The following is a 23,984-nucleotide window of genomic DNA, read 5'->3' as shown; positions in this document are numbered from 1 at the left end:
TTTTTTTGATGCTTACTTTAAAGTCAATAAGTACATTTAATAAAGGAAATCCTCATCTTTAAGGTGAGCTAAATTAATAAAAAATGCGGAGTATTCGTTACAATTTTTATTAATTAAAATACTCAAACTCAGGAAACCTTTCAATTAAAACAATTATCTTGTATCTTTGATTTTTACAAACCAATGAACTCAATCACCATCAAAGAATTTTATCAGGATATTTTGGGAGACACCTGTCCTGACATCAACCAATTTCTGAGTGAAAACATTCATAAAGATATTGGTCATTTCAATGTTTTTGATATTTCTGAGATTTACAGGAGCTGCACTTCGAAGACAGAAATGCCTTACAACAGGAGAACTTACTATAAAATAAGTTTAATTAATGGTAAGAATAAAGTGGAATACGCAGACAAAACAATCGAGATTGAAGATTGCGCCGTTTTGTTTGCATCACCAAAGATCCCTTACAACTACACACATCAGAACACAGAGCAATCAGGACATTTTTGTGTTTTTACTAAAGATTTTTTACCGTCTTCAAAGATTGGTTTGGAACTCGACCATCTTCCTGTTTTCTCGGCTCAGAGTGATTTTATTTTTCAAATATCAACAGAACAGTTTCATCAATTCGAAGCGATTTTCCTGAAAATGCACGAAGAAATCAATTCTGATTATGTTTATAAATATGATCTGCTGAGAAATTATGTGATGGAATTAATACATTTTGGTCAGAAATTAAAACCAATTCTGCCAGTTGAAAATACCAAAACGGCTGCTTCCAGAACCACCACTCTATTCATCGAATTATTGGAAAGACAATTCCCGATTGAAAACATCAGTCAATTATTACAACTAAAGACTCCAGCAGATTTTGCAGGAATATTAGGCGTTCACGTGAATCACCTCAATAGAGTTTTGAAAGAAACAACAGGAAAAACTACTGGAGAAATCATAGGAAGCCGAATTTTCCAGGAAGCAAAAATATTGCTGACCCAAACACAATGGAACATTTCGGAAATCGCTTTCACATTGGGGTTTGAAGAAGTCGCGCACTTTTCTAACTTCTTTAAAAAATACAGCAAGCAATCACCACAAAATTACCGAGAATTGCAGATTGTTTGATTTTCACAAATTTTAATTTGATTTATGCAAATAAGCTATTGCGATAATTTTCCAACTTTGTACCATTAATTAAACAAATAAAAATGGCAAGTAAAATAGCATTAGTAACAGGCGCAAGTCGTGGATTAGGTAAACATTCAGCTTTACAATTGGCAAAAAAAGGATTCGATATCATCTTGACTTATCAAACCAAAAAAGAAGCTGCGGACGAAGTAGTGAAAGAAATCGAAACCTTGGGACAGAAAGCATTTGCTTTGCCTTTGGATATTTCCACCACTGCAGGTTTTGACCAGTTTTTAACCGAAGTGAAAAATGTTTTGGACACTCAATTTTCATCTGCAAAATTGGATGCATTGGTCAACAACGCAGGCATCGGAATCAATGAAAGTTTTGAAACTACGACCGAAGAAATCTTGGACGCAATGACCAATATCCATTTCAAAGGGCCTTATTTCTTAACTCAAAAACTATTACCATTGCTGAATGACGGAAGCAGCGTTGTGAACACTTCTTCTGGATTGGCAAGATTCTCATTTGCAGGATATTCCGCTTATGGTGCAATGAAAGCGGCGGTAGATTCTTTGTCAAGATATCAGGCTTTGGAATTGGGAAGCAGAAAAATCAGAGTGAATTCTATTGCTCCGGGTGCTATTGAAACAGATTTTGGTGGCGGTGCGGTTCGTGACAGTGCAGATTATAATCAGTTGGTTTCTTCACAAACGGCTTTGGGAAGAGTTGGTTTACCTGATGATATCGGAACTGTGGTTGCATTCCTTTGTTCAGACGATTCGAAATGGATTAATGCACAGAGAATCGAAGTTGCAGGAGGATTTAGAATTTAATCGAATCAAAAAAATTTTAAAAATCCCATTCGACGAGTTGTTGAATGGGATTTTTGTTTTAATTAAGTTTGATTAAAGTTCAAAAACCTTTTCCAAATGTTTGGGATAATTTTCTAAATCTCCCACAATATCTCCCTCTTTGAAAATATCAAAACAGTTATAATCCGGAACAATCTCAACGCCGCAAAAACGGTAATTGCTGGTAATTTGAATAAGAACATCTGCGGTACTTCTGCCTTCAAAAAGCTGTTGATTAGGGTCATCGAAACTGGCTTTTGGCGCATTCCACGTTGAACAAACCATAAACTTTTTGCCCTGCATTTTTCCGCCAGTTCCATATTGTTCTGTTAAATCTTCTCTTGTTCTGCCATCTCCGGAAAGGAATTGTGCGCTGTGCAATCCGCTGTTGAAAACCTCGTCTACATATTTTTTATAAATCCACGGTGCGCCAAACCAATTGATGGGTGTTTGTAAGATGATAAAATCGGCCTCGATATGTTTTTCTACTTCTTCATCCGGATTGTAACCAGCTTCTACTTTGGTTTCTAAAACTTCAAAACCTTTTTTCAAAAAAAATTCTTTTGCTTTTTGGTTGAAAGCATCGTTTAATAATCCTTCCGACCAGTTTGGGTATGTTAAATGGGTATTGATTAAGAGTACTTTTTTAGTTGAATTCATTGTCATTTTTATTGAATAATTTTATTTGATGTTAAAAACTTTCTGCAAATAGGCAGGATAATTTTCGATGTCTTCTTTAATATGTTTGTTGTGATAAACATCGTAGCAGTAATATCCTGGAACGACCTCAAAGCCTGTGAACAGATAATTTGCGGCAACATTGAACAAAGCATCATCCGCACTTTTTCCCTTAAACAAATATTGGTTTTTGTCATTGAAGCTTTCTTCAGGCGCATTCCACGTGGCAGAAATCATAAACTTTTTGCCTTGCATTTTTCCGCCCATTCCGTATTGCTTTGAACCTTCAGTTTCGGAACGTCCGTCTCCGGAAAGGAACTTTTTGTTTTTTAAAGCGCTGTTAAAAACCTCATCCACGTATTTTTTGTAAATCCAAGGCGTGTTTTCCCAATTGACAGGCGTTTGAAGAATGATTATATCAGCTTGCAGATGTTTTTCCACTTCCTCATCGGGATTATAACCATCTTCCACTTTTGTCTCCAGAACTTTATAGTTTTTAGAAATGAAAAAAGTCTTTGCAGCATTATAAAATGAGGCGTTCAGTTTACCTTCAGACCAGCCGGGATAAGTCAAATGCGTATTAATTAATAAGACTGTTTTCTGTTTTGAAGATATCTTTTGTGCTTTTAATTGTATTCCGAATGAAAAGAAAATCAGGAATAGGAAAAGGATGTTTTTTGCTTTCATTGATTGAAAATTTAATTACAATACAAAAGTAAAAGCGATTGAAAAAACTGACGGCGACAAACTACTATTAAAAAAGAAACAAATTACCGATAACAAAAAACGCCTCCTTTCGAAGACGTTTTCATCATTTAATCAGTTCCTTGCGATATTCTTTCGGACTTAATCCAACTTGCTTTTTGAAGAACTTTGAAAAGTAATTAGGATACTCAAAGCCTAATTCGTAAGCGACTTCTGTAGTGTTGAGTTTTTCGTTTTCCATCAACAATTCTTTGGCTTTTTTAATGACAAATTCGTGAATATTTTCAAGCGCAGATTTTTGGGTAAAATGTTTGATGATATCACCCAAATAATTGGCAGTCAAACCCAATTTATCAGCAAAATATTGAACATTCGGAAGTTGTCTTACCGGTTGATTATAATATTCAACCAAACTTTGCTGAAAATCTGTGACTACTCTATTATATTGTTTCGGGTCGGTGGAAAACTGACGTTTATAAAATGCTTCAACCAAAGATATTAACACATTGACATAAGACAAAAGGACATTGAAATTTCGTTTTTCAGTTTCATAATATTTCATCATTAATTTAAAAACATCACCAATTTCCTGAACTTCTTCATCAGTCAAATACAAAGCTTCGTGCTGTCCGTAATCCAGATAAGTTTTGAAGAGAAATCTGTTTTCCTCAATGAATTTCTTTGAAAGCTGAAGATACATTCCTTTGTAAGTAGGCTCTACATCCCAACCTTCATTGACAATCATTTCCGGACTGTTGAAAAACACTGCCGTAATTGGTTTGACTTCAGGCGTATTTTTATTTTTAAGATTGATTTTAAAAGAAATTCTGTAAAAATCTACAGCCACAGGTCCAGACTTCAAAAGCATATTTGGCGGGTTGTAATAACCAACATCGATGTCATTATCCAAAGGTTTTGAAAGACCAATATATTCGTTGTAAGTTTTAAAGTCTTTGAACATTATCATTTTACAAATGTAATAATTGACAATGATACAGATTACGGATTCTCTTACCATTATTACTGATTTGAATGACGATGTGTAAATCATTGATTTTGATTACCTAATTTTGTAAGATAAATAAGTGAAAAGATGGACAGAGTTGTGAATTTCAGGACGATAAAGGATTATAATGATTTCAATAATAATGAAACACTGCATCCTTTGGTAAGCATAGTTGAGCATTCTAAAGCTGATAAAAGAGCGGCTCACAAGATGATTGTATTGTCTTGAAACAAGTCAAATGCGGTGATTTGAAATATGGAAATAATAACTACGATTATCAAGCCGGCACTTTGGTTTTCTTCGCTCCGGGACAGGTTGTAGAAGTTTTGAGTGACGAAGTTTTCCAGCCAAGCGGCGTTGCTTTGGTTTTCCATCCTGATTTGCTTGTCAATACCGCGTTGGGAAAAAGAATACATGAATTTGGTTTCTTTGGTTACAATTCAAACGAAGCTTTGCACCTTTCCGATAAAGAAAAAAAATTGGTTGTAGAATGTTTCGAAAAAATCTCTTATGAATTGCAGCAATCCATCGACAAGCACAGCAAAATGCTGATTAATTCCAATATAGAATTATTTCTAAACTACTGTATCCGTTTCTACGACAGACAATTTATAACGAGAGATAATGCAAACAAAGGGATTTTGGAAAAATTTGAAGAATTGATGAATGATTATTTTTCTTCTGATAAACCACAAAGTATCGGCTTGCCATCAGTTTCTTGGTCTGCAGATGAATTACATTTGTCGGCCAATTATTTTGGTGATTTAATCAAAAAAGAAACAGGAAAATCTGCTCAGGAATATATCCAGTCAAAAGTGATTGAAGTGGCGAAAGAAAGAATTTTTGATGATAAATCTATCAGTCAGTTTGCTTATGACTTAGGGTTCAAATATCCGCAGCATTTTACGAGACTTTTTAAGCAGAAAGTTGGCGTAGGTCCTTTGGAGTATCGGAATTTGAATTAATTATTGTTCCAACTTTTTAATCACTTTCAACATATCAATTCCTTTTCCCAAAACCGGTTTGAAAAGGTCGCTTTTTTCTTTCAAGCGTTTTAAAGCATTATGAATATTGAAATCCGAAGGTTTTAATCCAACTTTCACTTCGTCCCATTCCAACGGCATCGAAACGGTCGCGCCTTCTTTCGGACGAAGACTGTAAACACTCGCAAGCGTCTGCCCACGACGGTTTTGAAGATAATCAAGATAGATTTTGTTCTTATCACGTCTTTGAAGACTTCTTTCAAGCGTTGTCAAATCAGGCAATTTCTGATGAACCATTTGCATCAAGAGATGTCCAAAATCCTTGACTTGGTCGTAATCGTATTTCGCACCCATCGGAATGTAAATGTGAATTCCAGAACTCCCCGAAGTCTTCGGAACGGCCTTGATTCCTGCCAAATCAAGAACTTCTTTCACGGCCAAACTCGTTTCAATGACGTCTTCAAAAGTATTTTTGTCTGATGGGTCAAGGTCCAAAACCAAGTAATCCGGAAAATCAGCTTTTGGCAATCGGCTTGTCCAGACATTGAGTTCGATGCAACCAAGATTGTTGAGATAGGCCAAAGTTTCCTTGTTATTACAAATGATATAATTGATGTATTTGTCACTGCTTTCCGAAAATACTTTTTCAATCTCAATCCAATCTGGCGTTTCTTCTGACGCATCTTTTTGATAAAAACTGAGACCTTTGATACCGTTCGGAAAACGGTTCATAGATTGCGGTCGCGCTTTGAGATGTGGCAGAATATATTTCGAAATGCTTTGATAATAATCTATCACATCGCCTTTGCTCACGTCATCATCGGGGAAATAGATTTTGTTATGATTGGTCAGTTTCAATTCTTGTTTTCCGATTTTTTTAGTGATTTCGTTTTTGGCAGTTCTGGTTTTTGGTTCGGCTTTTTTCACAATCTCATTTTTTGATTTATTTTCAGAATTGAATTCCACATCGTTCGGTTTCACATCGTCGCGAAGCCGCAGGAAAACGGGATGACGGTAAATAAAATCCTTGGTGACTTCCGTAAATTTGATTTCCGCAACCAATTGTGGTTTTATCCAAGTCGCTTTCGCATTCGTTTTCGGCGTGATCTTGAAAACTGATTTTTCTATAATCAAAGGTTTCATTAATTGATGAAGTTCGGAAAGCGTTTTGTCATTGAAACCCGTTCCAGTGTGTCCGCAGAAAATCATTTCACCGTTCAGATATTTTCCCAAAATCAGGGAACCAAATTTATTCCGGGAGCCTTTTGGTTCGGTAAAACCGCAGATAATTGCTTCGTCGGTTTGATTGATTTTAATCTTCAGCCATTCCGAACTTCGAACGCCTTCTTTGTAAGTACTGTCGGTTTTTTTAGCAACAATTCCTTCCAAACCTAAGTCGTTGGCAACTTGATAAAAATCTTTTCCGTCTTTGATAATATGGTCGTGAAATTGGACAATGTCGTTCTGAACCAAAGCTTCTTTCAACAATTCTTTTCGTTCAAGATAAGTCAGTTCCTCCGTCGAATGTCCATTTAGCCAAAGCAAATCGAAAACCTGATAGATCAAAGCCAAATCAGGATTATCGCCGATTCTTTGTAGCCATTGAAAGTTTGGTTTTCCTTTGTCATCGTATGCGACAATTTCACCATCCAGAATCATCTCGTGTTCCTGAAGTTTTATTGCATTCGCCACTTTTTTGAATTTCTGAGAAAAATCGAGGCCGTTTCTGGAATATAATCCGATAGAATCATTTCTCAAATCCGCAATTGCACGATAACCGTCCCATTTTATCTCAAATGCCCAATCCTCATCATCAAAGGCTTTATCTGTTGTTTTGCACAACATCGGCGTGATGAATTCCGATAATTTTTTCTCACCGGAAAGTGCTGGCGTGTAATTTTTAAAATGCTTTATGCTTTCGGAGGCGGTATTTTTTTTTTACTGTCTTTCCCTTCTAGATAAGCCGTTACTTTTGAGTTTTTGGATGTGTGTTCTTCTGCATCATAATCATCGGAAACCGCAAAATCGTCTTTATGTTTGATGAGCAGCCAAGCATTGTCCTCTTGCGGATTTTTGATTTTGAACAATGCAAATTCGCCTTTCAATTTTTTACCGTGAAGAATGAATTTCAGAGATTGCTTATGCAGTTCGGCGCGCATCAAAAGGTCATCGGTTTTGCCTTTTACCTTTTCAATCGGTTCGTAAGTTCCTTCATCCCAAATTTCCACTTCACCAGCGCCATAATTTCCCTTTGGAATCGAGCCTTCAAAAGTTCTATATTCGTATGGATGATCTTCCACCATCATCGCCAAACGTTTGTCAGAAGGATTCAATGACGGCCCTTTTGGAACGGCCCAACTTTTCAGAACACCTTCCATCTCCAACCGAAAATCGTAATGCAACCTCGACGCTGCGTGGCGTTGAATCACGAACTTCAGTTTTTTACCGCTCGCCTTTTCCTTTCCACTTGGTTCTGAAGTTTCTTTGAAGTTCCGTTTTTTGTTGTAATCCTCGAGTGCCATAATCGGTTAATGATGAATTATAAATGATAAATGATTTCAATTCTAAAGCCTGAATCTTTTGCCTTTTTTTTGTATCTTTTCTACCCAGCTTTTTTCTTTTTGCCTTCCAGACTGGCTTTCAGCATTGCCATCAAATCGGTGGTTTTTCCTTTTGGTTCTTTTTCTTCAACCAATTTCACTTTTTTGCCTTTTGCTTTTTGCTTGATGATTTTCAATAGATCGGCGTTGTAAGTGTCTTTGTATTTCAAAGGGTCAAAAGTGGTCGCCAATGATTTTATTAATGATTCAGCCATCTTTAGTTCGTCAGGTTTTGGTGCTTTTCCGGTTGGGATTTTCAAATCTTCATAGCTTCTCATTTCTTCAGGATAACGCATTCTGTTGACCATCAAAATTTTATCATCGTAAGGCCGAATCAAACAGAGGATTTCACGTTCTCTCAAAATGAAAGAACCGATTCCAACCATTTTGGTTTTCATTAATGACTTTAATAATAATTTGTAAGCCGCTTCACCATTCTTTTGAGGTTCAAGGAAATAAGGTGTTTCGAACAGGGCAGAATCAATCTCGTCTTGTTTTACGAATTGAGCAATACTGAGAACTTTCGACTTCTCCGGACTTGCCGCTGCAAAATCTTCTTTATCGAGAACGATGTATTTGTCTTCCAGTTTGTAACCTTTCACAATATTTTCCCAAACGACTTCCTTTCCAGATTTCTCGTTGACTCGCTTGAATTTGATATTGCTCAAATCCTTGCTGTCCAACATATCCAAATCCAAAGTGCTGGAATCTGTCGCAGAATATAATTTGATGGGAATATTCACAAGTCCAAAGCCTATGGCGCCATTCCAGATTGCTCTCATAATTCAGTTTTTAAAATTGAAATTGATAATCAATAATTATTACCGAGTTTCTAACAATAAATATTCCATCATCAAAACTTCTAAATTTTCATTAATAATTCTAATCAAATCTTTTAGCACATTATTTGTAACTCCTACAGAAATCAATCACTAAAAAATAAATTATTATGTCTACAAAAGATTTAACAAACCAAGAAGCAATAGAAAAAATCAAGGAACTGTCGGAAAAAGCAAGAATCTGTATGTTTTGTACGGAGCTAGACAGATTGCCGGTCAATTCCAGACCAATGAGAATCCAGGAAACCGACGAAAACGGAAATCTATGGTTCATCAGCAGCGAAACCAGCAACAAGAATTTTGAGATCAAAGAAGACAAACGTGTTCAGCTTTACTTTATGAACAACAGCAATTCTGAGTATCTTTCTGTTTTTGGTGATGCTTATATTTATAAAGACAAGTCCACAATAGAAGACAAATGGTCGCCAATGGCCAACGCTTGGTTCGACGGAAAAGATGACCCGAATGTTTCCATTATCCGAGTAGAACCAAAAGAGACTTACTATTGGGATACGAAAGCCGGAAAATTGGTTAGTTTATTAAGTTTTGCCGCAGCAGCAATCAGCGGAAGTAAAACCGATAATTCTGACGGTGTAGAAGGTAACGCAACGATTTAATTTCTGAATTGTCAATATAATTTCTCCAACGATAATCATTTATTGTTGGAGATTTTTTTTTCACGATTAATGAAAGAAAACAATTGGTCAGCTTTTTGAATCATTAAAAAAAATCAATTCTTTGAAACTCATCACATTTACAAACAAAGGTATTTACTGTCCGCAGGGGAAATTTTATATTGACCCGTGGCGACCTGTAGATTATGCGGTCATCACCCACGGACACGCTGACCACGCGCGTTGGGGAATGAAGAAATATCTTTGTCATCATTTCACAAAACCTATTTTACACCAAAGAATTTCTCCCGACATCGAATGTCAGACTTTGCAATACGGCGAAGTTTTAGATATTAATGGAGTTAAACTTTCGATGCATCCGGCTGGACATATTATTGGCTCGGCACAGATTCGTTTGGAATATAAAGGTTATGTGAGCGTAGTTTCAGGAGATTATAAAGTTCAGGATGATGGTTTGAGCACGCCTTTTGAAGTGGTAAAATGTAATGAATTTGTGACTGAAAGTACTTTCGGACTTCCGATTTACAATTGGCTCGAAGTTCCCGATTTGAATAAAAGACTTCAGAATTGGGTTTTAAGAAATCAGGAAAATCAGAAAACTTCTGTTTTCATCGGATATTCTTTGGGGAAAGCTCAGCGAATTATGAAAGCCGTTGAAGGAATGGGAAAAATTCAAGTTCACTACTCTATTGGGAAACTCAACAAAGCCTTTGAAGAAGTCGGAATCGTGCTTCCTGATTATGAAGTTCCCGATTTCAGGGAAAGCATCAAACACGTTGCAGGCGATATCGTTATCGTTCCGCCAGCTTTGGTCGACAGTAATGTCATTAAGAAAATTCCTGACGCAGCAACAGCAATTTGTTCAGGATGGATGCAGGTTCGCGGTGCCAGAAGATGGCGAAGTATGGATGCCGGCTTCCCGATGAGCGACCACGCCGACTGGAAAGGATTATTGCAAGCCATCAAAGCTACCGAAGCAGAAATCGTTCACGTCACGCACGGACAAACCGAAGTTTTTTCTAAATATTTAAATGAAATCGGAATTAAATCTGATGTCGTGGAAACTTTGTATGGCGATGATGACGAAGAAGTCGTTGAAAAGGAAGTTGTATCGGATAAAAAAGAAGAATAGGCATTACTAAATAAAACCTTGAAGGTTGGAAAGCTCTGTAGGAGCGCCCTATTAATAGCAAATCAGAACAAAAATATCTAAAGCTCCGTAGGAGCAACCTGTTAATTACTAAAAAGTCGAATTGCTCGCAGCCCGACTTGAGTGGAAATCCTTTTTTTGCCTAAACTCAGATTTCAACTAAAGGACAAAAACGTGTGGCAAAAAAAGATTGGGAACGGAAGGCGGATAAAGCTGTCCAAATAAATGAAAATAAAGCAATGAAAAATTTCGCAGAACTCATCAACGCTTTGGAGAGTACCAATAAAACAAATGCTAAAATCGATGCCATCGTCGATTATCTTGAGCGTGCGCCAAATGATGATAAATTGTGGTTCATTGCCCTGTTTACCGGGAAAAGACCCAAGCGAAATGTGAACACCAATTATATGAAAGAATGGGCGCTGGAGATTATTCAACTGCCTTTCTGGCTGTTTCAGGAAAGTTATTCTTCGGTTGGGGATTTGGGCGAGACGATTTCGTTAATTCTTCCGCCACCAACAGAAAAAATCGAAAAAACTTTGTCTGAATGGATGACGGAAATCATCGGACTAAAAACGAAAACCGAAGCAGAAAAAAAGGAATTTGTTCTGAATTCGTGGAACGGACTGGATTATACCGAACGGTTGATTTTCAATAAATTATTGGGAGGAAGTTTCAGAATTGGGGTTTCCTCCAAAACTTTGATTAATTCTCTGACCAAATTTTCCGGACAGGAAGCAAGCACGCTGATGCACAGTTTGATGGGAAAATGGCAACCAGATGAAGTTTCATTTCAGGAACTGATTTCTGCAGAAAATATCAATCCCGATAACTCAAAACCCTACCCTTTCTGTTTGGCTTATCCGTTGGAAAAAGAGCTGGAAGATTTGGGTAAACCTGAAGAATGGCTCATCGAATATAAGTGGGACGGAATTCGTGGACAAATCATCAGAAGGAACGATGAAGTTTTCATCTGGTCTCGCGGAGAAGAATTGGTTACGGAACAGTTTCCTGAGATTGCTGAAACTATACAAAAGATGAAAGGAAATTTCGTAATAGATGGGGAAATACTTGCAGTAAAAGATGGTCAGGTTTTAAATTTCAACGAATTACAGAAACGTTTGAACCGGAAAACTTTAACTAAAAAAATGCTGGCAGAAATTCCGATTGAAGTTTTTGCATACGATATTTTGGAACTCGAAGGAACTGATTTACGGGAAAAACCTATCTCAGCAAGAAGAGCGATGTTACAGGAATTATTATTAAATGAATCTCCGGAAAATATCAAAATTCCTCAGGCTATTGATTTTGAAGATTGGAGAAAATTAGATTTAATCAGAGAAAATTCAAGGGAAATCAATAGTGAAGGTCTGATGCTAAAACAGAAAAATTCTCATTATCATTCCGGACGAAAAAAAGGTGATTGGTGGAAATGGAAAATCAGCCCTTTAACTATTGATGCAGTTTTGATATACGCTCAGAAAGGAAGCGGACGACGAAGTGCCTACTACACCGATTACAGTTTTGCCGTGAAAAGTGGTGATAAACTGGTCACCATTGCCAAAGCCTATTCCGGTTTGACCGACAAGGAAATAATGGAAGTCAGCAAGTTTGTGAATAAAAATGCGATTGAGAAATTCGGTCCCGTCCGTACCGTGAAAGCTGAATTGGTTTTCGAGATTGCATTTGAAGGAATTGGTTTCAGCAACCGTCACAAAAGCGGTGTGGCATTGCGTTTCCCAAGAATTTTAAGATGGCGGAAAGACAAAACCGTGAATGATATTGATGATATTGAAGAGATTAAGAAATTGATACAGTAAATCTTATTTAATAATTAATTGATATAGAATTTCTTTTATGTCTAAATTAATTGCAACTTGAATCTTTCTTGATTGTTCAAAAACCAAATTTATCCAATCAAAAATTTTCTTTTTCTCAGTTGTTTTTATTTCCCAATATTCAGAAAGTTCATTGGTTGGGATTTGTATAATTGCTTCAACTATTTCCGAAGTACTATTCAGCAAGTTTAAGAAAATTCTTGAAACTTTATTGTATACTTTTGAGCCGATAAAAAAATCTCCTGTTCCTCCTGCAGTAAATGGGTCTCGAGTATTTGGACAAACAATATTATGTTTTGAAACTAACCAAAAAGCAAATCGATTAAACTTATCTTGAGAATTACCAAATACTTCGGGAAACAAAACCATTCCTAAAATCAATAATTGCTTCCTTTCCTCTTTGCTAATTTTATTCCAAAATCGGAGTTTTAATCCTCCAACTTGCTCTTGATTGTCCATCCACCAAAGTTCCTCACCTTGTTTTAATTTACTTTTATAGTAATCAACAATCGGACGAATAGGATTCTCTTTCTTTCGAAGAGTATCGTAAGACATATTTATTTTATCAAAAATAGTTTTACCTTGCTCCAAATTCATATCAATTAAATATCTTGGAGAATGAGTGACAACAACTTCTGACAAAACTTCCTCATAAGGTCGACAACGAAATTCAATTGGATTTGCTAGTTTTGCGAATAACATAAAAATCCTTTCAATATTTTCAACACGTGTACCTTCCAAAACACTATTACCTGTTGTTTTCCAATGATTTTGAGTTGTAGTCTTCACTTCAATTCCGTAAAATTTCTTAGCAATGATATCAGGAAATTTTTGTCCTCCAATTAACTCAATTGAATTTTCAAATGGAGTGCCCATTGCTAACTCAGACATTAAATCTTTTACGTATGGCTCAAGATTTCTTCCAAATAATTTCTCAATTTCTTTTGAAGGGTTTTGTCCGTGAATATTTAGTTCCTCAATAGTTTTACTAAGTAAAGAATTAAATTCATTTTTATTTGGCTCTGAGTTTATTGAAACTACCATACTATTTTTTAAAATATAAATCCCATACCTCTTCAATTCGTCTTGCTAAATTATATGCAAGAAGAGGTGGAACTGCATTGCCAATAATTTTATAAGCTTGAGAAGGACTCACTAAATATGAACCTTTTCGACCATTTTTATTTTCAATTACAAAATCATAATCAGGAGGAAAGGTCTGGATTAATGCGCATTCTCTCACAGTTAATCTTCTTTCTATTAATCCTTTTTGCAATTCGCTTTCAATTTTTCCATTATTTTCTCTTGAAAGACGTCTAAATTCTATATTTCCGTGATGTTCTGCTCTAATTGTTGGAGATATACTGGAGAGTTTTATTTCAGTTTGTCCTTGACAATGTTTACCCATAAATTTTGCTTTAGAGTAAGATTTTTGAGATAAATCATTTGAATTTTCAGGTTCTTGCAAATTTTTAAAAATATTCTTTAGCTGGACAAAATGTTTTAAATCAATACCTGTATCAGTGTAAGAATGGGTAGGTTTTGGATAAGGATTATATTTTTCTGAAATATTATGTTGTTCTAATTCTTTAATAATTCCTTCTCTTAGTGCAGATTTCTTAATTCCAATAAAAATCACTCGTTCTCTAGATTGAGGAACCCCATAATTTGCTGAGTGTAAAACCTGTGGTTCTAAAACAATATATCCGTTTCCATTAGCTGAAGAAAAATCATTTTGAATAATTTCTTTCACATTATCGAGATTAACTAAACCTTTCACATTTTCAGCAATGAAAATTTTTGGTTGTGTAATCTCAATAACCTCTTTCATCCACATATAAAGTTGACCTCTTGTTTCGATAGAAGCAGTTGTGTCATCGATTAATTCGCCTTTATGATTTTTGTGAGAATTAAATCCATTTCTTTTGCCTGATAAACTAAAATCTTGACAAGGAAATCCACCAGTTACAATATCAATTTCATTTGGGAAAATAGGAATTCCGCTTTTATGCATTTTTACTAAATCAACAATACTCTCTTGAAAAAAATCTTCTGCATTATTTCCTCGTTTTGAAAAATAATTAACCCAAGCATTTCTGGCATCAGATAAAATATCATTAGCAAAAACGGTTTTAAATTTTGTTTTTTTTAATTCTACAAATCCGTTCTTTAATTTTCTATTAATAAATTCTGGTGTTAAAACCTCATTTACAGATTCTTGTAACACAGAAAAGCCACCCTCAAATCCTAAATCCATTCCTCCACAACCAGAGAATAATGAAAGGACATTTAAGGTTTCTTTTTGCGTTTCTTTTTTCGAATTTTGATAGTACAAGAATTCCAATTGTGGCTCTTTAACTACACCCTCTTCGTTTTCTAAATTTTCAATCTGCATAGTTTAAATATCACAATTTTAGTTTACAATTTAATTATTCAAATATATTAAATGAAAATAGAAAACTGCAATTTTATTTTGAAAATGGTTAAATGTTTGATACTATCTAAGATTAGACTTAATAAAACAATTTGAGCACCTACGAAAATACCGAAGGCTTTAAAATCATTCAAAACTGGATGATGGCGAAAGGCAACTCGCCATTTAAATTTCAAGTCGACACCTGGAAGAAATTCGGCAGTGGTTATAGCGGAATGGTAGTTGCGCCGACGGGTTTTGGGAAAACTTTTTCGGTATTTTTAGCTTTGGTTTCAGATTTCCTGACTTATCCCGACAAATACAAAAAAGGACTGAAAATGATTTGGATTACACCACTCCGTTCACTTTCAAAAGATATCGCCAAAGCAATGCAGGAAGCGATTGACGAGATTGGTCTGGATTGGGCAGTTGGCGTAAGAAATGGCGACACCGACCCAAAAGTTCGTCAGCAACAGGTTAAAAATATGCCCGAAATTCTGGTTGTCACGCCCGAAAGTTTGCACTTGCTTTTAGCTCAAAAAAATCATCAGCGATTTTTTAACAGTATGCACTGTGTTGCCGTAGATGAGTGGCACGAATTGTTGGGTTCAAAACGTGGTGTGATGGTCGAGTTGGGAATTTCACAGCTCTTTCATTACGTTCCGAAACTTAAAATCTGGGGAATTACGGCAACCATCGGAAACCTTGATGAAGCGCAGGATGTTTTGATTCCGTATGACGTTAAAAAAACAAAGATTACAGCAAAAGAACTCAAGAAAATCGATATCATTTCCGTCTTTCCGGACGAAGTTGAACTTTTGCCTTGGGCAGGACATCTCGGACAAAAACTGGCTGATAAAGTGGTTCCAATTATTTTAGAATCAAAGTCGACTATTGTTTTTACGAATACCCGTAGTCAGAGCGAAATGTGGTATCAGCTTTTGCTGAATGCCTATCCAGATTTTGCCGGACAAATCGCCATTCATCACAGTTCGATTGACGCGCATCTGAGAATCTGGATTGAAGAAAATTTAAGTTCAGGAAAACTGAAAGCCGTCGTTTCCACATCATCTTTGGATTTGGGAATTGATTTTAAACCTGTGGATACGGTCATTCAAATTGGCTCTGCGAAAGGTGTTGCGAGATTTTTGCAGCGTGCCGGACGAAGTGGCCACTCCCCTTTTGAGACCTCGAAAATTTTCTGTGTTCCCACGCATTCTTTGGAACTCATAGAAGTTGCTGCTTTGAAAGAGGCTGTAAAACAAAAAGTTATCGAGCCACGCGAACCTGTGGTTTTGTGTTTCGATGTTCTGGTGCAGTTTCTGATGACTTTGGCGGTTGGAGATGGATTTTTCCCTCAGGAAGTTTATGAAAGAATCAAAAAAATATATACGTTTCAGGAAATCAGAGATGAGGAATGGAAAGCGATGGTAGATTTCCTCACGATTGGCGGAAGTGCCTTGAAAAGCTACGAAGAATATCACAAAGTTGTGGTGATGGAAGACGGTCTGCACAAAGTAACTTCCCGAAAAATTGCAATGCTCCACCGAATGAATATGGGTGCCATCGTCAGCGATGCAATGCTGAAAGTGAAATTTATTTCCGGCGGTTATATCGGGATGGTTGAGGAATATTTTATTTCAAGATTGAAGAAAGAAGAGAAATTTATATTGGCGGGTCGGGTTTTGGAAGTGGCGATGATTAAAGATATGACGGTTTTCGTTCGAGCTTCGAAAGGAAAGGCACAGGCTCCAAGTTATCTGGGAGGAAGATTGCCTTTAAGTTCCAACTTGGGTCATTTTTTAAGAGAAAAATTGTCAGGCGCCTTGAATCCGAAAGCTTCTGAGAAGGAACTGAAATTTCTGCATCCATTGTTAGCCAATCAGGAAAAACGGTCGCACATACCGAAAGATGATGAATTTTTGATTGAATTAATTAAAAACCGGGAAGGTTATCATTTGTTTATGTATCCTTTTGAAGGCCGGTTGGTCCACGAAGTGATGGCTGCTTTGATTGCTTATAGAATTTCAAAACTGGCTCCGATTTCATTTTCGATGGCGATGAATGATTATGGGTTTGAGTTATTTAGCGATAAAGAAATTCCACTGAATGAACATAATTTGGAGAAAATTCTGACTCGAGACAACCTGATGGTTGATGTGATTTCCAGCATCAATTCGGCAGAGATGGCAAGACGTAAATTCAGGGATATTGCGGTGATTTCAGGAATGGTTGTACAGAATTTTCCCGGACAGCAACGTTCCAATAAAGCGTTGCAGAGTTCAGCCGGATTAATTTTTAAAGTTCTGGAAGATTACGACCCGAATCATTTTCTCGTAAGACAGGCTTATACCGAAGTTTTTAATATGCAACTTCAGGAACAACGTTTAGTAGAAGCTTTCAAAAGGATTGAAAAATCGAAGTTTATTTTAAGATATTCCGATAAATTTACACCTTTGAGTTTCCCTATTAAAGTTGACAGTTTGAGACAGACTTTAACAAGTGAAAATCTGGATGCAAGAATTCAGAAATTGATTCAGCAGTCACGTAAGATGTGATTTCAAATTTCCCTATCTTTGAAAGGTGAGTAACATTGAACTTTACCAATCTTCCAACGGCGAAACTCAAATCGAAGTAAAATTTGATGCAGAAACTGTTTGGCTTTCTTTAAATCAAATCTCCGAACTTTTTGGACGTGACAAATCTGTAATTTCCAGACACTTAAAAAATATTTATAAAGAAGGTGAATTAGAAATGGATTCAACTGTTGCAAAAAATGCAACAGTTCAAAAAGAAGGTAAGAGGACTATCAAAAGGGAAATCGAATTCTATAATCTCGATGCTATCATCTCGATTGGTTATCGTGTCAATTCCGTTCAGGGAACACGATTCAGGATTTGGGCAACTACCCGTTTGAAGGAGTATTTGATTCAAGGCTATTCTTTAAATCAAAAAAGATTAGAAGAGCTCAATCAATTAATTGAAATTATCTCTAAAAACGAAATCCAAAACAATGAGGCAAAAGCTCTTCTAGACATTCTAGCCAATTATACCAAAAGTTTTATTCTCCTCAATCAATTTGACAGTAATAGACTGGAATTGAACTATCTGGAAGAAAACATCACTTATGAAATTGATTATGGTCAAGCCTTATTCGCTATCAAAGAATTAAAGAGTCAATTAATTCAAAAAAAGGAAGCTACTGAATTATTTGGAAATCAAAAAGACCGGACATTTTCAGGAATTTTGCAGTCGGTGATTCAAACTTTTGATGGTATTTATCTCTATCCAACGATTGAAGAACAAGCCTCGCACCTACTCTATTTTGTCATTAAAAATCATCCATTTTCTGATGGCAACAAGCGCATTGGGGCATTTCTTTTCGTTTGGTTTCTTGAGAAGAACAAACACCTTCTGAAAAACAGTGGCGAAATTAAAATCAATGACAATGCATTAACTGCTTTGGCTTTGCTTGTCGCTCAAAGTAATCCTAACGAAAAAGAACTGATGATAAAATTGATTTGTAATCTTATCAATTAAAATCAATTTTCGACTTACAATGAACATCGCCACCAAAAATATTACGATACAAAACGAAATTTTCACCCTCACTAATCAACGAGCGTTATTTTGGAAAAAGGAAAAAGCGTTGATTTTTTCAGATTTACACATCGGTAAAACCGCTCATTTTCGTAAAAACGGAATTGCTTTGGCGAATCATATTATGAAAAATGATTTAGAACGTCTATCTATCTTAATTGAGAATTTTCAGCCTGAAAAATTCATTATAGTTGGCGATTTATTGCACGCCGGAAATAATTCAGATGTAGATGAATTTTGCGCTTGGCAAAAACAATTTCCCGATATTAAATTTATTTTGATAGAAGGGAACCACGACAGAATTTCGAAAACTTTGGAAAAGAAATTGTGTTTGGATTCAAGAAGTGCATCGTTAGAAATTGATGACATTGCTTTCGTTCACGACTTTGATTGTTCTAATCCGAAATTTCAGATCACAGGACACATTCATCCTGGATTTGTCATTAATTCTCCTGTTAAGAAAATTAAATTACCTTGTTTTGCTCGCACTACAAAGCAATTATTGTTGCCGGCGTTCAGCGAATTCACAGGATTGGACACGAAAAACATTCCCAAGAAAGGAACTTACTTTGTCTTTACCGATTCTGAAATTTACGAGATTTAACTTTTCTTTTTGAAGATAAAACAGCAAGTCAGCAAAGTCAAATTGACCAAAACTGAAAATCCATTAGATAAAATAATCGGTAATTCGTCTTTTAGGATTCCGTACCAGACCCAAAGTGATAGTCCCGAAATCAAAACCAAAAGCATCACGACAGAAATATCTTCCACGTTTTTTTCTCTGATGACCTTGATGAGTTGCGGCATCATTGCGACTGATGTCAAAACCCCAGCTATTATTCCTAGTAAATTTTCGTCCATAATTGTCAACAATCCAAAATAAAGCCAAAAAAATAAGCTCTAAAATAAATTAGAGCTTATCATTTTCAATGGAAAAAACTTTTTATGCTTACGCAAGTTTTACATTAACTGCGTTTAATCCTTTTTGTCCTTTTTGTACTTCAAAAGTTACTTTATCATTCTCACGAATGTTTCTGCTAACTAGACCTGATGAATGTACAAAGATGTCGTCTCCTCCAGCTGATGGAGAAATGAATCCGAAACCTTTTGTTTCGTTGAAAAATTTTACTGTGCCTTCTTGCATTGTAATGGTATTAAAAAATTGTTGTTATAAATTATCTATTTGATAAGTTGAATGTTGATAGCGGAGTAACCTTTTGGTGATCTCTCTTTTTCGAAAGAGACCTTGTTTCCTTTTTTCACCAAGTGCACACAATTGTTGCTATGGAAGAAAACGTTTTCTTTGTTACCATCCTCTGTGATAAAACCGTAACCTTTCTCGCTAAAGAATGTTACAATTCCTGTCTTCACAGCTTCTTCGGCTTCGATAGGCGCTGCACCTAGCTGGATGTCATCCAAATTAACTTCTAATCTTTCCTCTGGAGGTGTAGAAGTAAGTCTGCCATAAGCATCTACGTACATAAACTCTGACTCTTTTCCTTTGTCATTGTTGTTTTTACGGTCTTCACGACGTATTGCCTTTTCTTTTTGTTTTGCGATTTTTTTCTTAAAATTTTCTTTTTTGGAGAAAGAATCTGCCATAAATTATTCTAGTGTTATATTAATATTTTTGTTGTGATGATAACTCCTTTCCACGAGAGCTATGGTTTTTTTATAATTTAAAAAATCGAGGTCAACAACATATTCAATTTTATAATTAAAATTTGAAGTTTGGTACTGTAAGCGAAAACTGGGAGGGAGTAAAATTGGTATTCTAAACTGTGACAGAAAAAGCAAGGCAGACACCTCTGTTTGTAAATTATAATGCAAATATACAACATTAATATGATACAAACACTATTTTAATTAATTGATTTTCAAATTAATATTAAATTCAAAGATAATTGAGAATCTATTAATAAAAAAATGACCTCAAAACGTTTAGCCTTGAGGTCATTATATTTTTATTATTGAAATTACGCGAATGCCATCCAATCACTATTTCCTAAATCCTCTAAAGCAGAGATGTTTTGATGATGTTGCAAAGATGCCAACAACATTATAATTTCCTGTCTTACCATTTCAACTGAGTTGTCTGTCAATTGCTGACTGAAGCCTTCGTTATTCAATTCCAAAAGGTCATTGACTGTGACAACTCTTGCGATTATCTTACCAAGGTCAATCATTTTCCTTTGAGAGATTGGACTTCCAATATTGAAATCAAATTCCTTTTTATAAAGTTTTGAAGCGTTGCTTGTCAATTCATTGATTGCAAGATATTCTCCAAGATTTTCTGTTTTTTTCTTCTTCATATCCTTCAAGATGCCTTCTGAGATCTGCGTGTAAAGCATTTCATTGGAACCTTCAAAGATCTGGAATGGACGGCTGTCCATAATGCCACGTCCACCGATATGGCTCAATCTGTAACCTTTTCCGCCAGAAAGCTGAACCAACATCTGTGCAGAATCCTGCATCATATCTGTTACCAAAGCTTTCATACTGTTGGCGTGAACACCGCTTCCGGAAACATCATTATCAATCCCGCTTACCTTACAACTCTTGGCACACATTGCTGAACAAAGCGTGAAATACGACTGCATTTTGGCCAACTGGAACTGAACCTGGTCCAAAGAGAAAAGATTGGATGTTCCAACGATTCTCTCCTTGCAGTGTGTTGTTGCCTCGTCCATCATTCTTTTCAGGAATCCCATTCCCATTCCTGGAAACTGGAATCTGCTTCTGTGAAGAACGTCCAGCATTAATTTCAGTCCAGTAGATTCTGGGATCAATTTATTTTCCTGAGGAAGTTTGACATCCACTTTATTAAGACCGTAAGGAATCATATACAATCCCGCGTTGTCGTAATATTCTAAAACTTCTATATTTTGATTGGGTTTGTGGGTGTCTGCTATGAAGAAATCTACATCTCTTCCAAGGTTGCCTTCTGCATTGGCATTTCTGGAAGTGATCAACCAGTAATTCGCCAATCCTGTAAGGCCTTGCCAATGCTTTGTACCTTTCACGTGATATTCGTTATCGATCAATTGATTCTGAGTTCTCATACTCAATGCATCACTTCCGTAATCCGGCTCGGTGATCATCAAACCACCCATTGCGCCGTAATCCAAGAAATGCTTGAAGATATCACCTTTGATTATCTCATTCCCGTATTTTGCCAAAGGCTCCAGGAAAAGTGCAATGTTGATCCCGAATGTCAAAGACAACGGTAAAGACTCGTACGAAGCCGCGGAAAGAAGTCCAAGGCATTCTTTTACCTTCACGCCTCTCCCACCAAATTCTTTTGGAATAGCTACGGATAATGGTTTCAAATTGAAGATCTCTTTCCAAACATTGGGTGGCAAACCTCGCGAGAGGCTAAGCTGATCAATATTTTCTTTTTGAAAAAGTGATGAAATAGAAGTTTTGAAACGGTCTAGAAACTCCGTGTAGGAATCGGTAGGTAAATCCAATGCTAGTGCATTCATATAGTTTGAGAGATAAAACGCTGTGCGCCATCATTCACAGCAAAAAAATCATGTAAAGCGAATGGCAAATGAATCATGACGATAATTCAGCAGCTTCACAATTATAAATAATAACACAAAGGTAAGATAATTTATTGGTTCATACTATTTTGGTAAACGTACGTCAGTTTAACTATCATATCTTTAACAATTGATGATCATAAAGTTATTTTAATTAAAATAATACATTTACCAATGATCCAATTAAATTGATAAGGTCAAAAAACAGACCAATTGATTTTCGCAAATATTTAAAATTCAAATATTTAATAAAAAAAAACATTGGCATATAACTTGGAAGTAACTTGTCATACCAAACTAAAAAATTATTATGGCAACAAAAGCAACAACTACAAAACGAAGTACAACTACGAAGAGTAAACCTGCAAAAACCACCACTTCAAAAACGGTTTCGAAAACAAAGACACCTGCTAAAAAAGATGCAGCCAAAGAACTCAAAGATCTCTTTGAAGATAGCTTGAAAGATATCTATTGGGCTGAAAAGGCATTGGTAAAAGCATTACCGAAAATGCATAAAAATGCCACAGATGCAAAACTGAAAAAAGCAATAAGTGACCATTTAGCAGAGACCCAGACCCACGTAAAACGCCTAGAAGATTGTTTTGCGGCACTTGGAAAAAAGGCTCAAGCTAAAAAATGCGACGCAATGCAGGGATTATTGGACGAAGGAACCAGTATTGTGGAAGAGACAAAACCTGGTCCAGTAAGAGATGCAGGAATCATCGCCGCATCACAAAAAGTTGAGCATTACGAAATTGCGACCTATGGCACGTTGGCAGCATTCGCAAAGGTTTTGAAAGAAAAGAAATGCCTAAAAAATTTGCTATCGACATTAGAAGAAGAAAAAAATTGTGACGAACTACTCTCAAGTATTGCCGACACAAATTTAAATTCCAAAGCACTTTAAAGAATAAAAAATAACTTCAGATCAACTGGAGTTATTTTTTTTGAATGAAATAGAGAATTTTGAGTACCAATGAATTTACAGTTCTTCCATTTTTCATAATTTAGCCTCATGAGAGACCTTGTTTATATATTTCTTGGTGGTGGTTTTGGAAGTGTGTTGCGTTTTATGATTTCCAGTAACACTCAAAAACTATGGAAGATCAATGACTTTCCGATGGGAACGTTTGTCGTCAATATCACTGGTTGTTTTCTAATTGGGATTTTGTCAGCCTACTTTCTGAAGGTCGACAACTCATTAAAATATCTTTTGATCACTGGTTTGTGTGGAGGCTACACCACTTTCTCCACATTTTCAGCTGAGAACTTCTCGCTTTGGCAAAATGGCAACTATCCTATTTTAATTTTATATGTTTTTCTAAGTCTGATTGTGGGATTATTGATGGTTTTCTTGGGCTTCCAATTGGTCAAGGATTAATTTTTCCCTTTGATAACGAAAGAATTAAAACTTTTTCTCAAAAATAATTTGGTCATAAAGTAAAAGCGTTTTATATTTGCACCACTGAAAACAACGATAGTATCGGAGTTTTTGGAGAGATGGCAGAGTGGTCGATTGCGATAGTCTTGAAAACTATTGACTGTAACAGGTCCGGGGGTTCGAATCCCTCTCTCTCCGCAATTTTTCATAAGGTGTTTAAAAAGAACACTTTACGAAATTTTAAATAGCAAAATAGTAAAAATTAGTCTTTTTCTTGTCCTCAACGCCTGCGAAGCATTACAGACAGAAAATGGAAAATTTAGAAGCTAAAATTCACATTCCTAAAAAAAGGGATGGCGGATATTACGTTTACATCTATGACAGTTCTAGTCATAAAATAATCCAAAAGTATTACAAAGGAATTAATGTTGATCCAGATCCGGAAGAACGGCTTTATGCTGCACAAGATCTACAGAAGGCATTAATGATTAAATTAAAGTCTGGCTGGATTCCTAATGTTGGTAAAGATCTTATCAAGCCTACAACCATCACAATTGCTTTTAATGAAGCTATTCAAAGGCTTGATGGTAAAGTTTCGAAAAACACGGATCAGTTTCAAAACCTGG

The 23,984-nt window shown here is 36.0% G+C and carries 25 protein-coding genes and 1 tRNA gene; 14 read left to right on the top strand and 12 right to left on the bottom strand.

Annotated features, from left to right (window positions below):
- Positions 1-183: 183 nt before the first annotated feature.
- Together AXA65_RS09895 and AXA65_RS09890 are read left to right on the top strand one after the other, a co-directional pair.
- Entirely contained in the window at positions 184-1,125 is a 942-nt protein-coding gene (locus tag AXA65_RS09895; RefSeq protein WP_063969937.1) for a helix-turn-helix domain-containing protein, read from the top strand.
- 83 nt (positions 1,126-1,208) lie between these two features.
- The gene (locus AXA65_RS09890) at positions 1,209-1,967 is read left to right on the top strand and encodes an SDR family NAD(P)-dependent oxidoreductase (protein ID WP_185114322.1); all 759 of its coding nucleotides are present in this window, start codon (positions 1,209-1,211) and stop codon (positions 1,965-1,967) included.
- A 72-nt stretch (positions 1,968-2,039) separates the two neighbouring features.
- Here AXA65_RS09890 and AXA65_RS09885 read toward each other — a convergent pair whose 3' ends face one another.
- From AXA65_RS09885 to AXA65_RS09875, 3 genes are all read right to left on the bottom strand, one after another.
- On the bottom strand, positions 2,040-2,645 hold the full coding sequence (locus tag AXA65_RS09885) for an NAD(P)H-dependent oxidoreductase (RefSeq protein WP_063970029.1): 606 nt from the start codon (positions 2,643-2,645) through the stop codon (positions 2,040-2,042).
- A gap of 21 nt (positions 2,646-2,666) precedes the next feature.
- The gene (locus tag AXA65_RS09880) at positions 2,667-3,350 is read right to left on the bottom strand and encodes an NAD(P)H-dependent oxidoreductase (protein WP_086048153.1); all 684 of its coding nucleotides are present in this window, start codon (positions 3,348-3,350) and stop codon (positions 2,667-2,669) included.
- Between the two features lie 124 nt (positions 3,351-3,474).
- Positions 3,475-4,386, bottom strand: coding sequence for a helix-turn-helix domain-containing protein (locus tag AXA65_RS09875; protein ID WP_228391660.1), 912 nt, complete (start codon positions 4,384-4,386; stop codon positions 3,475-3,477).
- Positions 4,387-4,461: 75 nt separating this feature from the next.
- Between AXA65_RS09875 and AXA65_RS20460 the strand changes: the two genes are divergently transcribed.
- Positions 4,462-4,602: a hypothetical protein gene (locus AXA65_RS20460; protein WP_317040348.1), complete on the top strand. Its 141-nt coding sequence runs from the start codon at positions 4,462-4,464 to the stop codon at positions 4,600-4,602.
- A gap of 20 nt (positions 4,603-4,622) precedes the next feature.
- Positions 4,623-5,339 carry a helix-turn-helix domain-containing protein gene (locus AXA65_RS09870; protein ID WP_317040347.1) on the top strand — a complete coding sequence of 239 codons (717 nt, stop codon included), beginning with the start codon at positions 4,623-4,625 and terminating at the stop codon, positions 5,337-5,339.
- Here AXA65_RS09870 and ligD read toward each other — a convergent pair whose 3' ends face one another.
- From ligD to AXA65_RS09855, 3 genes are all read right to left on the bottom strand, one after another.
- The gene (gene ligD / locus AXA65_RS09865) at positions 5,340-7,202 is read right to left on the bottom strand and encodes a DNA ligase D (protein WP_063969935.1); all 1,863 of its coding nucleotides are present in this window, start codon (positions 7,200-7,202) and stop codon (positions 5,340-5,342) included.
- A gap of 65 nt (positions 7,203-7,267) precedes the next feature.
- Entirely contained in the window at positions 7,268-7,879 is a 612-nt protein-coding gene (locus tag AXA65_RS09860) for a DNA polymerase ligase N-terminal domain-containing protein (protein WP_063969934.1), read from the bottom strand.
- 80 nt (positions 7,880-7,959) lie between these two features.
- Complete coding sequence (locus tag AXA65_RS09855) at positions 7,960-8,739, bottom strand: Ku protein (RefSeq protein ID WP_063969933.1); 780 nt, start codon at positions 8,737-8,739, stop codon at positions 7,960-7,962.
- Between the two features lie 167 nt (positions 8,740-8,906).
- On the opposite strand from AXA65_RS09855, the gene AXA65_RS09850 reads away from it, so the two are divergent.
- The 3 genes from AXA65_RS09850 (at position 8,907) to AXA65_RS09840 (ending at position 12,401) form a co-directional block, all read left to right on the top strand.
- Positions 8,907-9,413, top strand: coding sequence for a pyridoxamine 5'-phosphate oxidase family protein (locus AXA65_RS09850; RefSeq protein ID WP_063969932.1), 507 nt, complete (start codon positions 8,907-8,909; stop codon positions 9,411-9,413).
- Positions 9,414-9,534: 121 nt separating this feature from the next.
- Positions 9,535-10,563, top strand: a complete 1,029-nt coding sequence (locus AXA65_RS09845) for a ligase-associated DNA damage response exonuclease (RefSeq protein ID WP_063969931.1) — start codon at positions 9,535-9,537, stop codon at positions 10,561-10,563.
- Between the two features lie 257 nt (positions 10,564-10,820).
- Positions 10,821-12,401, top strand: a complete 1,581-nt coding sequence (locus tag AXA65_RS09840) for an ATP-dependent DNA ligase (RefSeq protein WP_063970026.1) — start codon at positions 10,821-10,823, stop codon at positions 12,399-12,401.
- 3 nt (positions 12,402-12,404) lie between these two features.
- Here the strand turns inward: AXA65_RS09840 and AXA65_RS09835 are convergent, their stop codons facing one another.
- Both AXA65_RS09835 and AXA65_RS09830 read right to left on the bottom strand, forming a co-directional pair.
- A complete protein-coding gene (locus tag AXA65_RS09835; protein WP_063969930.1) occupies positions 12,405-13,463 on the bottom strand; it encodes a hypothetical protein in 1,059 nt (352 codons plus the stop codon).
- Between the two features lies 1 nt (position 13,464).
- Complete coding sequence (locus tag AXA65_RS09830) at positions 13,465-14,814, bottom strand: DNA cytosine methyltransferase (protein ID WP_086048151.1); 1,350 nt, start codon at positions 14,812-14,814, stop codon at positions 13,465-13,467.
- A 179-nt stretch (positions 14,815-14,993) separates the two neighbouring features.
- Between AXA65_RS09830 and AXA65_RS09825 the strand changes: the two genes are divergently transcribed.
- The 3 genes from AXA65_RS09825 to pdeM are packed head-to-tail and all read left to right on the top strand — an operon-like array spanning position 14,994 to position 19,036.
- The gene (locus AXA65_RS09825) at positions 14,994-17,390 is read left to right on the top strand and encodes a ligase-associated DNA damage response DEXH box helicase (RefSeq protein ID WP_063970024.1); all 2,397 of its coding nucleotides are present in this window, start codon (positions 14,994-14,996) and stop codon (positions 17,388-17,390) included.
- Between the two features lie 25 nt (positions 17,391-17,415).
- Positions 17,416-18,372, top strand: a complete 957-nt coding sequence (rhuM, locus tag AXA65_RS09820; RefSeq protein WP_063969929.1) for a virulence protein RhuM/Fic/DOC family protein — start codon at positions 17,416-17,418, stop codon at positions 18,370-18,372.
- Positions 18,373-18,391: 19 nt separating this feature from the next.
- Positions 18,392-19,036, top strand: a complete 645-nt coding sequence (gene pdeM, locus AXA65_RS09815) for a ligase-associated DNA damage response endonuclease PdeM (protein WP_063969928.1) — start codon at positions 18,392-18,394, stop codon at positions 19,034-19,036.
- Here pdeM and AXA65_RS09810 read toward each other — a convergent pair.
- The 4 genes from AXA65_RS09810 to AXA65_RS09795 form a co-directional block, all read right to left on the bottom strand.
- Positions 19,033-19,293, bottom strand: coding sequence for a SemiSWEET transporter (locus tag AXA65_RS09810; RefSeq protein ID WP_063969927.1), 261 nt, complete (start codon positions 19,291-19,293; stop codon positions 19,033-19,035). The two genes, pdeM and AXA65_RS09810, sit on opposite strands and share 4 nt — an antisense overlap.
- A gap of 88 nt (positions 19,294-19,381) precedes the next feature.
- Positions 19,382-19,576, bottom strand: a complete 195-nt coding sequence (locus AXA65_RS09805; protein WP_028123823.1) for a cold-shock protein — start codon at positions 19,574-19,576, stop codon at positions 19,382-19,384.
- 35 nt (positions 19,577-19,611) lie between these two features.
- Positions 19,612-20,034: a cold-shock protein gene (locus tag AXA65_RS09800; protein WP_034967718.1), complete on the bottom strand. Its 423-nt coding sequence runs from the start codon at positions 20,032-20,034 to the stop codon at positions 19,612-19,614.
- A gap of 374 nt (positions 20,035-20,408) precedes the next feature.
- Positions 20,409-21,917: an acyl-CoA dehydrogenase family protein gene (locus AXA65_RS09795; protein WP_063969926.1), complete on the bottom strand. Its 1,509-nt coding sequence runs from the start codon at positions 21,915-21,917 to the stop codon at positions 20,409-20,411.
- Positions 21,918-22,287: 370 nt separating this feature from the next.
- Here AXA65_RS09795 and AXA65_RS09790 point away from each other — a divergent pair, with 370 nt between their 5' ends.
- From AXA65_RS09790 to AXA65_RS09775, 4 genes are all read left to right on the top strand, one after another.
- A complete protein-coding gene (locus tag AXA65_RS09790; RefSeq protein WP_063969925.1) occupies positions 22,288-22,884 on the top strand; it encodes a ferritin-like domain-containing protein in 597 nt (198 codons plus the stop codon).
- Between the two features lie 108 nt (positions 22,885-22,992).
- The gene (gene crcB / locus AXA65_RS09785; protein WP_063969924.1) at positions 22,993-23,358 is read left to right on the top strand and encodes a fluoride efflux transporter CrcB; all 366 of its coding nucleotides are present in this window, start codon (positions 22,993-22,995) and stop codon (positions 23,356-23,358) included.
- Positions 23,359-23,471: 113 nt separating this feature from the next.
- Positions 23,472-23,556: transfer RNA gene (locus AXA65_RS09780), tRNA-Ser, on the top strand.
- A gap of 112 nt (positions 23,557-23,668) precedes the next feature.
- The coding region (locus AXA65_RS09775; protein WP_131797797.1) for a hypothetical protein at positions 23,669-23,984 on the top strand (316 nt) is incomplete at its 3' end.

Source organism: Chryseobacterium sp. FP211-J200 (assembly GCF_001643375.1).
GTDB lineage: Bacteria > Bacteroidota > Bacteroidia > Flavobacteriales > Weeksellaceae > Epilithonimonas > Epilithonimonas ginsengisoli.
Note: the sequence above shows the minus strand (reverse complement) of the source record. Positions and strands in the feature narration are given on the sequence as shown.

What these genes read in the sequence shown, in the direction of transcription:
- AXA65_RS09830 (WP_086048151.1), bottom strand. Translation starts at nt 14,814, where the DNA reads ATGCAGATTGAAAATTTAGAAAACGAAGAGGGTGTAGTTAAAGAGCCA.
- AXA65_RS09890 (WP_185114322.1), top strand. Translation starts at nt 1,209, where the DNA reads ATGGCAAGTAAAATAGCATTAGTAACAGGCGCAAGTCGTGGATTAGGT.
- AXA65_RS09885 (WP_063970029.1), bottom strand. Translation starts at nt 2,645, where the DNA reads ATGAATTCAACTAAAAAAGTACTCTTAATCAATACCCATTTAACATAC.
- AXA65_RS20460 (WP_317040348.1), top strand. Translation starts at nt 4,462, where the DNA reads ATGGACAGAGTTGTGAATTTCAGGACGATAAAGGATTATAATGATTTC.
- AXA65_RS09855 (WP_063969933.1), bottom strand. Translation starts at nt 8,739, where the DNA reads ATGAGAGCAATCTGGAATGGCGCCATAGGCTTTGGACTTGTGAATATT.
- AXA65_RS09850 (WP_063969932.1), top strand. Translation starts at nt 8,907, where the DNA reads ATGTCTACAAAAGATTTAACAAACCAAGAAGCAATAGAAAAAATCAAG.
- AXA65_RS09895 (WP_063969937.1), top strand. Translation starts at nt 184, where the DNA reads ATGAACTCAATCACCATCAAAGAATTTTATCAGGATATTTTGGGAGAC.
- AXA65_RS09860 (WP_063969934.1), bottom strand. Translation starts at nt 7,879, where the DNA reads ATGGCACTCGAGGATTACAACAAAAAACGGAACTTCAAAGAAACTTCA.
- AXA65_RS09825 (WP_063970024.1), top strand. Translation starts at nt 14,994, where the DNA reads ATGATGGCGAAAGGCAACTCGCCATTTAAATTTCAAGTCGACACCTGG.
- AXA65_RS09795 (WP_063969926.1), bottom strand. Translation starts at nt 21,917, where the DNA reads ATGAATGCACTAGCATTGGATTTACCTACCGATTCCTACACGGAGTTT.
- ligD (WP_063969935.1), bottom strand. Translation starts at nt 7,202, where the DNA reads ATGTTGTGCAAAACAACAGATAAAGCCTTTGATGATGAGGATTGGGCA.
- crcB (WP_063969924.1), top strand. Translation starts at nt 22,993, where the DNA reads ATGAGAGACCTTGTTTATATATTTCTTGGTGGTGGTTTTGGAAGTGTG.
- AXA65_RS09875 (WP_228391660.1), bottom strand. Translation starts at nt 4,386, where the DNA reads ATGGTAAGAGAATCCGTAATCTGTATCATTGTCAATTATTACATTTGT.
- AXA65_RS09805 (WP_028123823.1), bottom strand. Translation starts at nt 19,576, where the DNA reads ATGCAAGAAGGCACAGTAAAATTTTTCAACGAAACAAAAGGTTTCGGA.
- AXA65_RS09840 (WP_063970026.1), top strand. Translation starts at nt 10,821, where the DNA reads ATGAAAAATTTCGCAGAACTCATCAACGCTTTGGAGAGTACCAATAAA.
- pdeM (WP_063969928.1), top strand. Translation starts at nt 18,392, where the DNA reads ATGAACATCGCCACCAAAAATATTACGATACAAAACGAAATTTTCACC.
- AXA65_RS09810 (WP_063969927.1), bottom strand. Translation starts at nt 19,293, where the DNA reads ATGGACGAAAATTTACTAGGAATAATAGCTGGGGTTTTGACATCAGTC.
- AXA65_RS09800 (WP_034967718.1), bottom strand. Translation starts at nt 20,034, where the DNA reads ATGGCAGATTCTTTCTCCAAAAAAGAAAATTTTAAGAAAAAAATCGCA.
- AXA65_RS09880 (WP_086048153.1), bottom strand. Translation starts at nt 3,350, where the DNA reads ATGAAAGCAAAAAACATCCTTTTCCTATTCCTGATTTTCTTTTCATTC.
- AXA65_RS09790 (WP_063969925.1), top strand. Translation starts at nt 22,288, where the DNA reads ATGGCAACAAAAGCAACAACTACAAAACGAAGTACAACTACGAAGAGT.
- AXA65_RS09835 (WP_063969930.1), bottom strand. Translation starts at nt 13,463, where the DNA reads ATGGTAGTTTCAATAAACTCAGAGCCAAATAAAAATGAATTTAATTCT.